Source organism: Pelomonas dachongensis (assembly GCF_043555865.1).
GTDB classification, from domain to species: domain Bacteria; phylum Pseudomonadota; class Gammaproteobacteria; order Burkholderiales; family Burkholderiaceae_C; genus Pelomonas; species Pelomonas dachongensis.
The window spans coordinates 436,978-451,870 of sequence record NZ_JBIGHY010000005.1; the positions used below are offsets into that span (position 1 = coordinate 436,978).

Below are 14,893 nucleotides of genomic sequence, written 5' to 3' on the forward strand. Positions count from 1 at the left end.
GCCGCGGGGCCACAGAAAATCCACCGACGGAGACACGGTGAGAGCACGACAAGCCGGAATTCAACAGCGCCCTGCCCCGCGCGGGCGTGCTGTCGTTCCGGCTTTTTTCGTTGACCGTGTCGATGGCAGGCCCTGCTGCAGAGGATCCATCCCATGAAATCCACCGAACGCAAGTTTGAATTCCTCACCCGCGAGGACCCCGACACCGGCGCCCGCGTCACCCGCCTGACGCCGCCGGACGTGACCTGCCATCGCAACTACTTCTATCAGAAGTGCTTCACGAACGATGGCCGCAAGCTGATCTTCGGTGGCGAGTTCGGCCCGCACCCGAGCCCCAACTGGAACTACCACCTGCTGGATCTGGACACGCAGACAGCCATCCAGCTGACCGACGGCGCCGGCGAGAACACCTTCGGCGGCTTCCTGAGCCCCGATGACAAATACCTCTTCTTCGTGCGCGACAAGCGCCAGTTCATCCGCCTGGACCTGGCCACGCTGAAGGAAGAAGTGCTGTACGTCGTGCCCGACGCCTGGGTCGGCTACGGCACCTGGGTCAGCAACAGCGCCTGCACCAAGATCGTCGGCATCGAGATCGCCGCCGAGGACTGGTTCCCGCTGAACACCTGGCAGAAGTTCAACGAGATGTTCCACAAGAAGCCGCTGTGCCGGCTGTTCTCGGTGGACCTGTCCACGGGCCAGCGCACCCTCATCCTGGAGCAGCGCGGCTGGCTGGGCCATCCGCAGTACCGCCCCTTCGACGACAACACCGTCGCCTACTGCCACGAAGGCCCGCACGACCTCATCGACGCGCGCATGTGGTTCATCGACGAGGACGGCACCAACCGCCGCTGCGGCAAGGAGCACAGCGAAGGCGAGAGCTGCACGCACGAGTTCTGGGTGCCGGACGGCAGCGCGATGATCTATGTGTCGTACAACACCAACTCGCCCGAGCGCTGGATCTGCAGCCTGGACCCGGTCACGCTGCAGAACAAGGTGCTGACCACGATGCCGCAGTGCTCGCACCTGATGAGCAACTACGACGGCACGCTGATCGTCGGCGACGGCGTCGGCAAGGTCAGCCACGACAGCACGGCCAGCAACGCGATGCTGGTGGGCGACCCTTACCTGCACCTGTTCGACCTGAAGGCCGGCACGACGCGCGCCATCGCCCGCCACGACAGCGGCTGGGACGTCTACAAGGACGACCGCCAGGTCACGCACCCGCACCCGAGCTTCACGCCTGACAACAAGCAGGTGCTGTTCAGCTGCGACAAGGAGCGCGCCAACGGCGTGGAGCCGGCCCTTTACCTGGCCGACCTGTGAAGCTGCTCGCACTCACCCTGGCTGCGCTGGCGACGACTGCGCAAGCGCAGGCACAGCGCCCGCAGTTGACCGCCGAGCAGGCCGCCGCGCACACGACGGCGGCCTACCTGGCCGACTGGACGCCCGCACCGCTGGCTGACCTGGCAATGGCCACACCCGACTTGGTCGTCAAGCCGGGCGACTCGTTGCAGGCTGCCATCGACAAGGTGCCCGAGGCCGGCAAGGGCGATGGCAGGCGCTGGGTCATCCAGATCCAGCCCGGCACCTACCGCGGCCCGCTGTGCATCAAGGACAAGGTGCCGCTGGCGCTGCTCGGCACGCCACTCGACGCCGCTGCCGTGGTGCTGGTGGACAACCGCTTCTCCGGCAAGCCCAAGGCCGAGAACGAACCTTCTCACCCCTGCTGGCCCGAGGCGGGCAAGACCACCATCGGCACCAGCGGCAGCACCAGCATGCTGGTGCAAAGCGACGACGTGCAGCTGCTGCACCTGACCGTCGCCAACGACGCGATGGACGCCGGCCGTCGCGGCGAGGCCTTCCCCGCGGCGCTGGGCGAGAACGTCGGCGCCCAAGCCGTCGCGCTGACGCTGACCGGCGACCGCATCCAGCTGGAGAACGTGCGCCTGCTGGGCCACCAGGACACGCTGTACGTCAAGCGGCGCGCACCCGACGCGCCAGCCCGCCAGCTGATCCGCCACAGCCTCATCGCCGGCGACGTGGACTTCATCTTCGGCGCTGCCACGCTGGTCATCGAGCACTCCACTCTGCTCACGCGTGCCCACCTTCGCAAGCCCGGCCAGGGCGGCATCGTCCTCGCGCCCAGCACGCCGCCGGGGCTGAAGCAGGGCTTTCTCGTCACGCACAGCCGCTTCGTCGGCGAGCCGGGCATCAACCCGGGTGCCACGGCGCTGGGCCGCGCCTGGGATGCCGGTGTGAAGGCCGGCACCTGGGTAGCGGGCACCAGCCCCAGCGGCATGGCCGTCGTGCGCGACAGCGAGATCGGCGCGCACGTGGGCCCCTGGACCGCCAGCACCTCGCGCCGCGCGCCCGACGCCAGCCGCATGACCGAGTTCAACAACCGCACGCCATGACCCTGAACCGCCGCAGTCTCCTCGTCCTCGCCGCGCTGCCGGCGCTGGGCGCCTGCGCCACCACCGCCACGCCGGTCACCGCGGACGCCCCGCTCGGCTGGGCCGGCGTCGGCAAGACCACCGGCGGCGCCGGCGCCCGGCCCGAGCACGTGTTCGACGTGCGCGACCGCGCCGGCCTGGATGCCGCGCTGCGTGCCGGCGACGCCCCCAAGATCATCCGCGTGCACACGCTGATCGACCTGGGCCCCGGCGGTGTCGAATCCTTCCGCGACCCGGCCTTCACCTTCGACGCCTTCGACCGCGCCTACGACCCCGCCACCTGGGGCCGCGCCGACCCCACCGGCCCGCTGGAAGAGGCCCGTGAGCGCTCTGCCAAGCGCCAGGCCGCCGCCATCGTCGTGCGCGTGCCGTCCAACACCACGCTGATCGGCGTGGCGCCTGGCGCCGGTTTCCAGCACGGCACGCTGCTGCTGGGCAAGGTGGAGAACGTCATCGTGCGCCACCTGGACCTGTCCGACGCCTACGACCACTTCCCCGCCTGGGAGCCGCGCGACAACGGCCATGGCGAGTGGAACTCCGAGTACGACCCGCTGAGCATCACCGGCGCCCGGCGCGTGTGGGTGGACCACTGCAGCCTGAGCGACGGCAACCGCCCCGACCACCTCGAACCCGTGCGCCTGGGTCGGCGCGTGCAGCATCACGACGGGCTGCTGGACATCACCCACGGCAGCGACCTCATCACCATCTCCTGGTGCCGTTTCAGCAGCCACGACAAGACCATGCTGATCGGCGGCGACGAGAAGCACACCGAGGACATCGGCAAGCTGCGCGTCACGCTGCACCACAACCACTTCCACGGCTGCAAGGAACGCACGCCGCGCGTGCGCTACGGCCGCGTGCACGTGGCCTGCAACCTGTTCAGTGCCGACCGCGCCGACGACTTCGGCTACTCGCTGGGCGTGGGCTACCAGTCGCAGATCGTCAGCGACTTCAACCACTGGCAGCTGCCGGCAGGCGTCGCGCCCGACCAGCTGATCCGCCGCCTCAAAGGTACTGCGTTGAGCGAACAGGGCAACCGGCTCAACGGCCGGCCGGTGGACCTGAAGGCCGCCTGGAACGCCAGCCACCCGGCCGAGGCGCTGTCCGGCGACGTCGGCTGGCGCCCGGCCGAGGTCTATGACACGAGCGGCCTGCAGCCCGCCGACCCCAATCGTCTTGTTGAGCAAATCCGCGCTGGCGCGGGTGCGCGCCCGGCCTGAGTCAGAATCCGCCACCTGGAACAAGCGCCCGAAAGAATCAAAACGATGGACGAAGACATTGGCGATTCGAAGCAGCCGGAGTCGGTTGCCGCGGTACTCAAGGTGTTCGCCATCCTGAACGCCCTGGGTGAACGCAGCGACATCGGCATCACCGACCTGTCGGTGCGCCTGGCCATGCCCAAGGCGACGGTCTACCGTTTCCTGCAGACCATGAAGGGCCTGGGCTACGTGCGCCAGGAGGCCGACAGCGAGCGCTATGGCCTGGCCATGCGCATGTTCGAGATCGGCGCCAAGGCCCTGCCCTCGCCCGACCTCGTGGACCTGGCCAAGCACCACATGCAGATGCTGGCCGACGCCACCGGCGAGACGGTCCACCTGGGCAACCTGATCGACAGCGAGATCATCTACATCCACAAGGTGGACTCGCGCCACATGTTGGGCATGTACTCGCGCGTCGGCCGCCGCGCGCCGCTGCACTGCACCGCCATCGGCAAGGTGCTGCTGGCCTGGGAGAACCCCGAGCGCCGCGACCGCATCCTGGATGGCGCCGTGTTCACGCGCTTTCGCGACAAGACCATCACCGAGCGCGCCGCGTTCCTGGCGGAGCTGGCCATCGTCAAGGCGCAAGGCTTCGGCGAGGACCGCGAGGAGTTCGACGACCACATCCGCTGCCTGGGCGTGCCCATCTTCGACCGCCTCGGCCAGCCGATTGCCGGCATGAGCGTGTCCTTCCCGACCTTCCGCTTCGACGAGCAGAAGGCTCCGGACGTCGTGAAGATGCTGCAGACCGCCAGCCGCGAGATCTCCGAGAAGCTGGGCTGCACGAACTACCCGATCCAGACGTCGGCCTGAAGCTGTCGCCCCTGGGACGCGACGCGCCCCGCCCGGGGTGATTCAATGGCGGCTGTTTCCTGAACAGGCCGCCCTATGAACACCACCAACCGCCAGATCGTCCTCGCCTCCCGCCCGAAGGGCGAGGTCAGCCCCGACAACTTCCGCCTCGTGGAGGCAGCCCTGGCCCCGCTGGCCGATGGCCAGGTGCGCGTGCGCAACCACTTTCTGAGCCTGGACCCGTACATGCGCGGCCGCATGAACGACAGCAAGAGCTATGCCGCGTCGCAGGCCATTGACGAAGTCATGATCGGCGGCACCGTCGGCGAGGTCGTCGAGTCGAAGAACGAGCATTTCAAGGTCGGCGACAAGGTCGTCGGCATGGGCGGCTGGCAGGAATACCAGACCGTTGACGCCACACAGCGCGGCGTGCTGCAGAAGGTGGACACGACGCACATCCCGCTGTCCGCCTACCTCGGCGCCGTCGGCATGCCCGGCGTGACGGCCTGGTACGGCCTCGTGAAGATCATCAACCCCAAGGCCGGCGAGACGGTCGTCGTCAGCGCCGCCAGCGGCGCGGTCGGCTCGGCCGTGGGCCAGCTCGCCAAGGCGCGAGGCGCGCGCGCGGTGGGCATTGCCGGTGGCGCCGACAAGTGCCGCTACGTGGTCGAGGAACTGGGCTTCGACGCCTGCATCGACTACAAGCAGGCGGGTGACGTGAAGGCGCTGTCCGCCGCGCTGAAGGCCGAGTGCCCGAACGGCATCGACGGCTATTTCGAGAACGTCGGTGGCTACATCCTCGACGCCGTGCTGCTGCGCGCCAACGCGTTCAGCCGCGTGGCCATGTGCGGCATGATTTCCGGCTACGACGGCCAGCCCATCCCGATGGCCGCGCCGCAGCTCATTCTCGTGAACCGCATGAAGGTCGAGGGCTTCATCGTGTCCGAGCACATGGACGTCTGGCCCGAGGCACTGAAGGAGCTGGGCGGCCTCGTGGCTACGGGCAAGCTGAAGTACCGCGAGTCGGTCGCCGAAGGCCTGACCGCCGCGCCCGAGGCCTTCATGGGCCTGCTGAAGGGCAAGAACTTCGGCAAGCAGCTCGTCAAGCTGGTCTGATGCGCTGGACCTGCGTTCCGTTCGCGGAGCTGGGCACGCAACCGCTGTACGACCTGCTGGCACTGCGTTCGCAGGTCTTCGTCGTCGAGCAGCAGTGCGTGTTCCTCGACATCGACGGGCTCGACCCCAAGACCTGGCACCTGCTGGGCCATGACGACGACGGCCTGCTGAAGGCCTACGCACGGCTGATTCCGCCCGAGCTGAAGGGGCCCGACGCGCTGATCGGCCGCGTCGTCACGGCGCCTGCGGCACGCAGCGGCGGTGTCGGCCGCGCGCTGATGGCAGAGGCGGTCGCGCAGTGCGCGCTGCTGTGGCCCGGCCACGCCATCACGCTGCATGCACAGGCGCACCTGGAACGCTTCTACGGCAGCTTTGGCTTTGTGCCCAACGGTGAGCCCTACATCGAAGACGGCATCCCCCACATCGAGATGAGAAAGCCATGACAAAGAAGACCGCAGTCATCACCGGCGCCGGTTCCGGCTTCGGCCTCGAAACCGCGCGCCTGGCCGCCGCACGCGGCATGAACCTCGTGCTCGTGGATGTGCAGGCCGATGCGCTGGACCAGGCCGCTGCCGAGTTCAAGCAGGTCGAGGTGCTGTCCCGCGTCGTCGATGTCGCCAAGGCCGACCAGATGGAGGCGCTTGCAGCGGCGGTGCAGCAGCGCTTCGGCGCCCCGCACTTTGTCTTCAACAACGCCGGCGTCGGCTCGGGCGGGCTGATCTGGGAGAACGCGCTCAGCGACTGGGAGTGGGTGCTGGGCGTCAACCTGATGGGCGTCGTGCACGGCGTGCGCCTGTTCACGCCCATGATGCTGGCGGCCGCCAAGGCCGACCCGGGCTACGCGGGCCACATCGTCAACACCGCGTCCATGGCCGGCATGCTGAACCCGCCCAACATGGGCGTCTACAACGTGTCCAAGCACGCGGTCGTGTCGCTGTCGGAGACGCTGTACCAGGATCTGTCGCTGGTGACGGACCAGGTGCATGCCTCGGTCCTGTGCCCGTTCTTCGTGCCCACCGGCATCAGCCAGAGCCACCGCAACCGCCCCGGCGAGTTCGCAGCGCCCAAGCCGACCAAGAGCCAGCTGATCTCGCAGGCGCAGACCGACAAGGCGGTGTCCTCCGGCAAGCTGACCGCAGCCGACGTGGCGGCGCTGGTGTTCGACGCCATCGACCACCACAAGTTCTACATCTTCAGCCACCCGCAAGCGCTGGCCGGCGTGCAGACGCGGCTGGAGGACGTGATGCTGCAGCGCAATCCGAGCGATCCGTTCAAGGACCGGCCCGAGATCGGCGCGGGGCTGCGGGCGAAGCTGCGCGCGGACTAGCGCCCTGGGACAATCGGGGCATGAGTTCCCCGATTTCCATCGCCATCATCGGTGGCGGCCCTGCCGGCCTGATGGCCGCCGAGGTGCTGGCCGCGGCCGGTCACGCCGTCACCGTCTACGACGCCAAGCCCAGCGTCGGGCGCAAGTTCCTGCTGGCCGGCAAGGGCGGCCTGAACCTCACGCACTCTGAGCCCCCGGAGCCCTTCCTGGGCCGCTTCGGCGCGCGGGCGACGCAGATCGCACCGCTGCTGCAGGGCTTCGACGCGGACGCGCTGCGCACCTGGGCTGCCGGCCTGGGCGTGCAGACCTTCGTCGGCACGTCCGGCCGTGTCTTCCCCACCGACCTGAAGGCCGCGCCGCTGCTGCGCGCCTGGCTGCACCGGCTGCGCGCCAGCGGCGTGAAGTTCGCCATGCGCCACCGCTGGACCGGCTGGAGCGACGACGGCGCGCTGCGCTTCGACACGCCTGACGGCGAGCGTCTCGCGAGGCCCAGCGCCACGCTGCTCGCGCTGGGCGGCGCCTCCTGGCCGCAGCTTGGCTCGGACGGCGCCTGGGCGCCGTGGCTGGCGGCGCGCGGCGTGGACGTGGCGCCGCTGCGGCCGGCCAACTGCGGCTTCGACGTCGGCGCCACGGCGGCGCACCCAGCCGGCCCCGGCTGGAGCGAGCGCTTCGCCACCGAGTTCGCCGGCCAGCCAGTCAAGCCGGTGGCGCTGGCGACCGCAGGCTTCACCAGCCGCCCCGGCGAGTTTGTCATCACGGCCACCGGCATCGAGGGCTCGCTGGTCTACGCCGCCAGCGCCGCGCTGCGCGACCAGATCGCGAGCAAAGGCTCGGCGACGCTGCACCTCGACCTGCTGCCCCAGCTGACACCCGAGCGCGTGCTGGCCGAGGTGAAGCACCCGCGCGGCAGCCGGTCGCTGTCGTCGCATCTGAAAAGCCGGCTGAACCTCGGTCCGCTGAAGATGGGCCTGCTGCACGAGCTGCTGACGCGCGAGCAGATGCTCGACCCGACCCAACTCGCCGTCGCGCTGAAGCACCTGCCGCTGGCGCTGCACGCCACGCGACCCGTGGCCGAGGCCATCAGCACCGCCGGCGGCGTGCGCTTCGAGGCGCTGAGCGACGACCTGATGCTGCAGGCGCTGCCCGGTGTGTTCGTGGCCGGCGAGATGCTGGACTGGGAAGCCCCCACCGGCGGCTACCTGCTGACCGCCTGCTTCGCCAGCGGCCGGCGCGCGGCGCAAGGCCTGGCGCGCTGGCTGGGCGCGGCAGGCTGAGCAACGCTCACAGTCTGTTGCACTTCGGCCGGGCCGCCTCCCTAGGACGCACATCGGCACTGCGGCTGCGGGCCTGGCGGGCTGCCTAGACTGCGCCGTCTTTTTTACCGTCCCCGTCCCATGCCCCTGCTGCGACCCACCCTGCTGACTTTGAGCCTGGCTGCCGCCCTGCTGCCCCGCCCCGCTGCGGCGGACATCGCGCCACCCGCACTGCCCATCGGCCTGCCGGATCCGTCCAACCTGTGGGGGCTGGAACTCAACCAGTGGTACGTGGGCGCCAATGCGTCGGTTGCCGGCAGCGTCATCGACGGCCAGCTCAGCCAGGATGGCGCCTGGCGCTACCTGCCCTCTGCTGCCGACCTGACGCGCAGCGCGCAGGACTCGCAGATGTCCGGCAGCAAGCTGGGCTCCGCCTTCGCACAGATCTCGCCCACCCGCCTGGGCGCCAGCGCCATGGCACGTGACCCGCTCGATGCGTCCAGCAGCGGCACCCTGGCCGTCGGCTACTCGGTGGTGTCGTACTGGGCGGTGCTGGAGCAGAACACGTCCTTCCAGTTCCAGCTCCAGCTGGACGGCCAGCTGCGCACGCTGGGCCAGCGCGCGGCCGGCGCAGACGGCTCGGGCTCGGGCGCCGCCGTCGCCGCGCTGGCGGTGGGCTCGCCGGCCGGGCTGACCAGCGAGAAGCAGTACGCCCTCTTCGACGCGGCCGGCCTGGGCGCCGTGGCCGAGGGCGGCGATGCGCTGCTGCGCCAGTTGGGCAGCCTGCAGCCAAGCACCCAGACCCACCTCGACGCCTTTGGTGCGCAGACGGACACGGTGACCGGCGCGCTCGACGTCGACACGACGCTGCAGGTGACGGCCGAAGGCACGCAGCTGCACTGCGACACGCCGGTCTCCCCCGCCTGCGGCCGCTACTTCTACATGGTGAGCGTGATGCTGTTCACCGGCGCCCAGGATGGCGGGCTGTCCGACTTTTCGCGCACGCTGTCGGTCGACAGCTTCAGCGTCGGCGGCGGGGCGGCGCAGCCTTTCGCGCCGCTGTCGCCCGTGCCGGAGCCTGCCTGCGCGGCGATGCTGGCGCTGGGGCTGGCCGCGCTGACAGGCCTGGCCCGGCGCCGCGCCGGCCGGATCACGGGCCCCCGAGCAGGGACTTGACCCGCAGCAGCCAGTCGCGCCGATCGGCGATGCCGATCTGGCCGCCGTTGATGCGCTGCGTGACCTGGGTGATCTGATCTGCATCGGCCAGCGGGTTGCAGCCCTTGGCGTCCCACTCCGCGGCGGCGATGGGCAGCGCCCAGGCGGCGCTGAAGACCAGGTCCGGCTCGGCCTCGAAGTCAGGCGCATCGGGCGTGAAGCCGCGCACGAAGCGCGTGGCCTCGCGGTAGCTGTCGCGGCCGGTCAGCTGCATCAGCCCGCGCCCGCGGTAGCGAAAACCGTCGCCCGGCTGCGTGTTGCCCATGCGTTTGCCGTACACCTCGTTGCCCAGCTTCTCAGGGTTGTTGGCGAAGGCGGCAGGGTCCAGCGGTCCCTTGGGCTGGAAGCGGCTGGGCCACACCACCGGCAGCCGCGGCGCGCTGTAGTTCATGTTCTCGACCTGCAAGGTCAGCGCGCCGCTCTCGTGCAGGATCTGGGCGAGAAAGTGCGCCAGACGCAGCTTGTTCTGCGTGATGCCGTGGCGGTCCAGCACCGGCTGCGCAGTCGCTGCGGCCTCGCGGTAGCTGGAGCGGGCGTTGGGTGCGAGCTGAGTCAGTATCGGCAGCGACAAGGCGACGGGCATGGCAGGCCTCCAGCGAAACAGGCCGCAGCCTAGAGGCGCCCCGCAGCGGGCGCCTCCCCGCAATTGAGGATGCCGCCGCCCGCTTTGGCAAAATGCGCGCCTCACGTATCAGCCAGGGCGCCCCACGGCGCCCGTTGTCTTTGTGGACCCCATCGTTTCCCAGATTGCCGCCGAACTGAAGGTTCGGCCCGCCCAGGTTCAGGCCGCCGTCGAGCTGCTGGATGGCGGGGCCACCGTGCCCTTCATCGCCCGCTACCGCAAGGAGGCCACCGACGGCCTGGACGACATCCAGCTGCGCGAGCTGGACGCCCGCCTGGCCTACCTGCGCGAACTGGCCGACCGCCGCGAGGCGGTGCTGAAGTCCATCGCCGAGCAGGGCAAGCTGACGCCCGAGCTGGAGGCCGCCATCCGCACCGCGCCGACGAAGCAGGAGCTGGAAGACCTCTACCTGCCCTACAAGGTCAAGCGCCGCACCAAGGGCCTGATCGCCCGCGAGGCCGGGCTGGAGCCGCTGGCGGACCAGCTGTTCGCCGACCCGTCGCTGGAGCCGCTGGCGGAAGCGGCGAAGTTCGTCAACGCCGAGGCCGGTTTTGCCGACGCCCACGCCGTGCTGGACGGTGTGCGCGACCTGCTCAGCGAGCGCTGGGCCGAGGACGCCGTGCTGGTGGGCAAGCTGCGCGAGTGGCTGTGGGCCGAAGGTCTGTTCCAGAGCAAGCTGATGGACGGCAAGAACGGCGAGCTGCCGGACAACGCCAAGTTCCGCGACTACTTCGACTACGCCGAGCCCATCCGCACCGTGCCGTCTCACCGTGCGCTGGCCGTGTTCAGAGGCCGCACCCAGGAGCTGCTGGACGCCAAGCTGGTGCTGGACGAGGAGCCCCTCGCCGGCCAGCCCAAGGACCCGAAAGCGTCCTCTCCGATGCCCTTGGCCGAAGGCCGCATCGCCTCGCACCTGGGCTGGCGCCACGCCAACCGCCCCGGCGACGCGCTGATCCGCAAGACCATTGGCTGGACCTGGAAGGTCAAGCTGAGCCTGAGCCTGGAGCGAGACTTGTTTGCGCGTCTTCGGGAGTCTGCCGAGGCCACCGCCATCAAAGTCTTCGCCGAGAACCTGCGCGACCTGCTGCTGGCCGCGCCGGCCGGCAAGCGCGTCGTCATGGGTCTGGACCCGGGCATCCGCACCGGCGTGAAGGTGGCTGTCGTCTCAGACACCGGCCGCGTGCTGGACACGGCCACCGTCTACCCGCACGAGCCCCGCCGCGACTGGGACGGCGCGCTGCACACGCTGGCCAAGCTGTGCGCCACGCACGGCGTCAACCTGATCGCCATCGGCAACGGCACCGCCAGCCGCGAAACCGACAAGCTGGCCGGCGAGCTCATCAAGAAGCTGCAGGCGCTGGACGCCACCGTGCAGATCGAGCGCGTCGTCGTCAGCGAGGCCGGCGCATCGGTCTACTCCGCCAGCGAGTTCGCCTCCAAGGAACTGCCCGACCTGGACGTGTCGCTGCGCGGCGCCGTCTCCATCGCCCGCCGCCTGCAGGACCCGCTGGCCGAGCTGGTCAAGATCGACCCCAAGAGCATCGGCGTGGGCCAGTACCAACACGACGTGAACCAGACCGAAATGGCGCGCGCGCTGGACGCCGTCGTCGAGGACTGCGTGAACAAGGTCGGCGTGGACCTGAACACCGCGTCCCAAGCCCTTTTGGCACGGGTGTCCGGCCTGTCGGCATCGGTGGCCAGCAGCATCGTGCGCTGGCGCGATGCCAACGGCGCCTTCCGCAACCGCCAGCAGCTGCTGGACGTGACCGGCCTGGGGCCCAAGACATTCGAGCAGTCGGCGGGTTTCCTGCGCATCCGCGGTGGCGACAACCCGCTGGATTTCAGCGGCGTGCATCCCGAGACCTACCCCATCGTCGAGAAGGCGCTGGCCCAGCTCAAGCGCACGGCCGACGAGATCGTGGGCCGCAGCGAGGTGCTGCGCACGCTGAAGCCTGAGCTGCTGGCCGACGACCGCTTCGGCGTCATCACGGTCAAGGACGTGCTGGCCGAGCTCGAAAAGCCTGGCCGCGACCCGCGCCCGGACTTCAAGGTGGCGCGCTTCAACGACGGCGTCGAGGACGTGAAGGACTTGCAGCCGGGCATGCTGCTCGAAGGCACCGTCAGCAACGTCGCGCAGTTCGGTGCCTTCGTCGACCTGGGCGTGCACCAGGACGGGCTGATCCACGTCAGCCAGCTGAGCAACAAGTTCGTCTCCGACGCGCGCGAGGTGGTCAAGACCGGCGACATCGTCAAGGTCAAGGTACTCGAGGTGGACCTGGCCCGCCAGCGCATCTCGCTGACGATGAAGCTGGACGCCCAGGCGCCACGCGGCCCGAAGACCGACAACGCGTTCCGCCCCGCGGCCCGCAACGAGCGGTCTGGCGGCGGCCAGCGCGACGCGCAGCCGGTCGGCGGCAACGCCATGGCGGCGGCCTTCGCCAAGCTCAAGCGCTGACCTTCGTCACCGTCGCACGGGGCTGACATGATGTCGGCCACCCACGCCGGGCGTCAATTGACGCCCCTGAAATTGCAACCGGTCGCAGCGCGGCGGCGCCCCCTGCCCCGCCCGGCTATGGTCCGCGCCGCCCCATACCGCCCCTCGGAGTCCGCCTTGAGAACCCTGTCCCTCGCCACCCTGCTGCTGCTCAGTCCCGCCCTGGTCCTGGCTCAGCAGGAGGTCGACCGCGCCTCCACGTCGCCCACACAGAACAGCAACCAGCTCGAACGCGTGTCCATCACGCGCCAGCAGACCGACACCGACCTGCGTCGGCGAGAACCCGTGGCCAAGCAGCTCTACGGCCGCGAAGAGCTGGACAAGTACGGCGACTCGCAGCTGAGCGACGTGCTGAAGCGCCTGCCCGGCATCAACGTCACCGGCGGCCAGCTGCGCATGCGCGGCCTGGGCGGCGCCTACACGCAGATCCTCGTCAACGGCGAGCCGGCGCCCCCGGGCTTCAGCCTGGACAACCTGAACCCCGCCCAGGTCGAGCGCCTGGAAGTGACCAAGGCGCCGACGGCCGACCAGAGCGCCCAGGCCATCGCCGGCACGCTGAACATCATCCTGAAGGATGCCCCGCGCGTCGTGCAAAAGGACCTGCGCCTGGGCCTGGCCTATGCCAGCGAGAAGCCGGTCGTCAACGCGGGCTTCACGTATGGCGACCGCATCGTCGGCGGCCTGGGCTTCGTGCTGCCGATCTCGGTCTACCAGTGGAACAACGTCAACGAGACGCGGGGCGAGCGGCTGACCAACGCCGAGCCCACGGTGGGCCAGTTGCGTCAGCACCTGAGCAGTGAAGGCAGCGACCGCTCCCACGGCCGCGGCGTGAACGTGTCGCCGCGACTGAACTGGAAACTGGGCGACGACGAGACGCTGGCGCTGCAGGGCTTCTTCGTCAGCAACCGCTTCCGCAACGAGGGCGGCAGCAGCGTCACCCTGCTGCCAGACAACGACCAAGGCTACAAGCCTCGTGCGCTCGAGGACGAGACTCGCAACCGCGGCACGTTCTCGGCCCATCGCCTCAACCTGCAGTACAACAACCGCTTCAACGAGGACAAGCGCATCGAGCTGCGCGCGGGTGCCGGCTCCGGCGGCGCGGACTTCAACTTCGAATACGACGGCCGCGGCGGCGTGGTGCCCATCCAGCGCGTGACATCGGGCGAGAACCGCAACGGCAACCGGTCGCTGGCCGGCAAGTACAGCCAGTACGCCGGCGAGGCCCACACCATCACCGTTGGCGGCGAGTGGGAGCGCCGCACCCGCGACGAGACGCGCCGCACCGTGGAGAACGGCGTCGACCTGCTGCCCGGCATCGAAGGCCAGCCTTTCGACGCGACGATCACGCGCACGGCCGTCTACGCGCAAGACGAGTGGGAGATCAGCAAGCAGTGGTCGGCCTACTTCGGCGTGCGCCATGAGCAGCTGAAGTTCCAGAGTGAAGGCAATCGCGACGTGGCGGGCAGCAGCGACTTTCAGAGCACCAGCAAGGTCACGACGCCCCTGCTGCACCTGAACTTCAAGCCCGACCCCAAGGGCCGCGACATGGTGCGCGCCAGCCTGACGCGCAGCTACAAGGCGCCTGATGTTCAACAGCTCATCAGCCGGCCCTCCATCAACACGACCGAGCCGCTGGTGAACGGCAACACCGATACGACGCCGGACCGCAGCGGCAACCCCGCGCTGAAGCCGGAACTGGCCACCGGCCTGGACGTCGCTTACGAAAGCTACCTGCCGGCCGGCGGCCTGTTCTCGATCGGCGTGTTCCACCGCCGCATCACCAACCTCATCCGCACCGACGAGGCCCGCCTGATGACCGTGCCCTGGGCGCCGACGCAGCGCTGGGTCGTCACGCAGGTCAACCTCAGCAAGGCCACCACGCAAGGCCTGGAGCTGGAGCTCAAGGGCCGTGCGAATGAACTTTTCCCCACGCTGTTCGAACCCACGACGGCGCTGAGCCTGCGGGCATCGCTGAACCTGTACCGTTCTTCGGTGGGCGACATTCCCGGCCCCAACAACCGGCTCGAAGGGCAGCAACCCTGGCAGTTCAACTTCGGCGCCGACTACCGCATGAAGAGCCTGCCCATCAGCATGGGCTTCAGCGCCCAGATCGCGCCGGACTACGAAGTGCGGCAGAACGACAAGCAGAGCCAGGAGAGCTTTGCCTCGCGCTCGCTGGACGCCTTCGCCATGATGCAGGTCGGCAAGCAGGACAACGTGCGCGTCAGCGTCAACGGCCTGTTCCAGCCCAAGCAGGGCGCGCGCGTGTTTTATACGGCCAAGTCGGACTTCAGCTTCAACGAGCGGCAGCCGGTGGCGTGGTGGGCCGTGAACTGGGAACACAAGTTCTGATCAAGGCTAT

General features: G+C 69.2%; 12 protein-coding genes. 11 read left to right on the forward strand and 1 reads right to left on the reverse strand.

Going from position 1 to position 14,893, the window contains the following annotated elements; translation table 11 throughout:
• Window positions 1-153: 153 nt before the first annotated feature.
• The 9 genes from ACG02S_RS16265 to ACG02S_RS16305 all read left to right on the forward strand — a co-directional run bounded on the left by ACG02S_RS16265 (window position 154) and on the right by ACG02S_RS16305 (window position 9,376).
• Window positions 154-1,323: an oligogalacturonate lyase family protein gene (locus ACG02S_RS16265; protein ID WP_394471516.1), complete on the forward strand. Its 1,170-nt coding sequence runs from the start codon at window positions 154-156 to the stop codon at window positions 1,321-1,323.
• Window positions 1,320-2,414: a pectinesterase family protein gene (locus ACG02S_RS16270; RefSeq protein ID WP_394471517.1), complete on the forward strand. Its 1,095-nt coding sequence runs from the start codon at window positions 1,320-1,322 to the stop codon at window positions 2,412-2,414. Before ACG02S_RS16265 ends, ACG02S_RS16270 begins: the two co-directional genes overlap by 4 nt.
• A complete protein-coding gene (locus tag ACG02S_RS16275; protein ID WP_394471518.1) occupies window positions 2,411-3,673 on the forward strand; it encodes a pectate lyase family protein in 1,263 nt (420 codons plus the stop codon). Before ACG02S_RS16270 ends, ACG02S_RS16275 begins: the two co-directional genes overlap by 4 nt.
• Window positions 3,674-3,718: 45 nt before the next feature.
• Window positions 3,719-4,525: a DNA-binding transcriptional regulator KdgR gene (kdgR, locus tag ACG02S_RS16280; RefSeq protein ID WP_394471519.1), complete on the forward strand. Its 807-nt coding sequence runs from the start codon at window positions 3,719-3,721 to the stop codon at window positions 4,523-4,525.
• Window positions 4,526-4,600: 75 nt separating this feature from the next.
• Window positions 4,601-5,620 (forward strand): NADP-dependent oxidoreductase, encoded by a 1,020-nt coding sequence (locus ACG02S_RS16285; RefSeq protein ID WP_394471520.1) that lies wholly within the window; start codon window positions 4,601-4,603, stop codon window positions 5,618-5,620.
• The gene (locus ACG02S_RS16290) at window positions 5,620-6,063 is read left to right on the forward strand and encodes a GNAT family N-acetyltransferase (protein ID WP_394471521.1); all 444 of its coding nucleotides are present in this window, start codon (window positions 5,620-5,622) and stop codon (window positions 6,061-6,063) included. The genes ACG02S_RS16285 and ACG02S_RS16290 overlap by 1 nt, the downstream gene beginning before the upstream one ends.
• A complete protein-coding gene (locus tag ACG02S_RS16295; RefSeq protein ID WP_394471522.1) occupies window positions 6,060-6,947 on the forward strand; it encodes an SDR family oxidoreductase in 888 nt (295 codons plus the stop codon). The genes ACG02S_RS16290 and ACG02S_RS16295 overlap by 4 nt, the downstream gene beginning before the upstream one ends.
• A gap of 20 nt (window positions 6,948-6,967) precedes the next feature.
• Window positions 6,968-8,221: a TIGR03862 family flavoprotein gene (locus ACG02S_RS16300; RefSeq protein ID WP_394471523.1), complete on the forward strand. Its 1,254-nt coding sequence runs from the start codon at window positions 6,968-6,970 to the stop codon at window positions 8,219-8,221.
• Between the two features lie 120 nt (window positions 8,222-8,341).
• Window positions 8,342-9,376, forward strand: a complete 1,035-nt coding sequence (locus ACG02S_RS16305) for a hypothetical protein (RefSeq protein ID WP_394471524.1) — start codon at window positions 8,342-8,344, stop codon at window positions 9,374-9,376.
• On the opposite strand, the gene ACG02S_RS16310 is transcribed toward ACG02S_RS16305, so the two are convergent.
• Window positions 9,351-9,998 (reverse strand): glycoside hydrolase family 19 protein, encoded by a 648-nt coding sequence (locus tag ACG02S_RS16310; RefSeq protein ID WP_394471525.1) that lies wholly within the window; start codon window positions 9,996-9,998, stop codon window positions 9,351-9,353. The two genes, ACG02S_RS16305 and ACG02S_RS16310, sit on opposite strands and share 26 nt — an antisense overlap.
• Before the next feature lie 142 nt (window positions 9,999-10,140).
• Here ACG02S_RS16310 and ACG02S_RS16315 point away from each other — a divergent pair, with 142 nt between their 5' ends.
• Together ACG02S_RS16315 and ACG02S_RS16320 are read left to right on the forward strand one after the other, a co-directional pair.
• Window positions 10,141-12,492, forward strand: coding sequence for a Tex family protein (locus tag ACG02S_RS16315; protein ID WP_394471526.1), 2,352 nt, complete (start codon window positions 10,141-10,143; stop codon window positions 12,490-12,492).
• Window positions 12,493-12,648: 156 nt separating this feature from the next.
• Window positions 12,649-14,883, forward strand: coding sequence for a TonB-dependent receptor plug domain-containing protein (locus ACG02S_RS16320; RefSeq protein ID WP_394471527.1), 2,235 nt, complete (start codon window positions 12,649-12,651; stop codon window positions 14,881-14,883).
• Window positions 14,884-14,893: the final 10 nt, after the last annotated feature.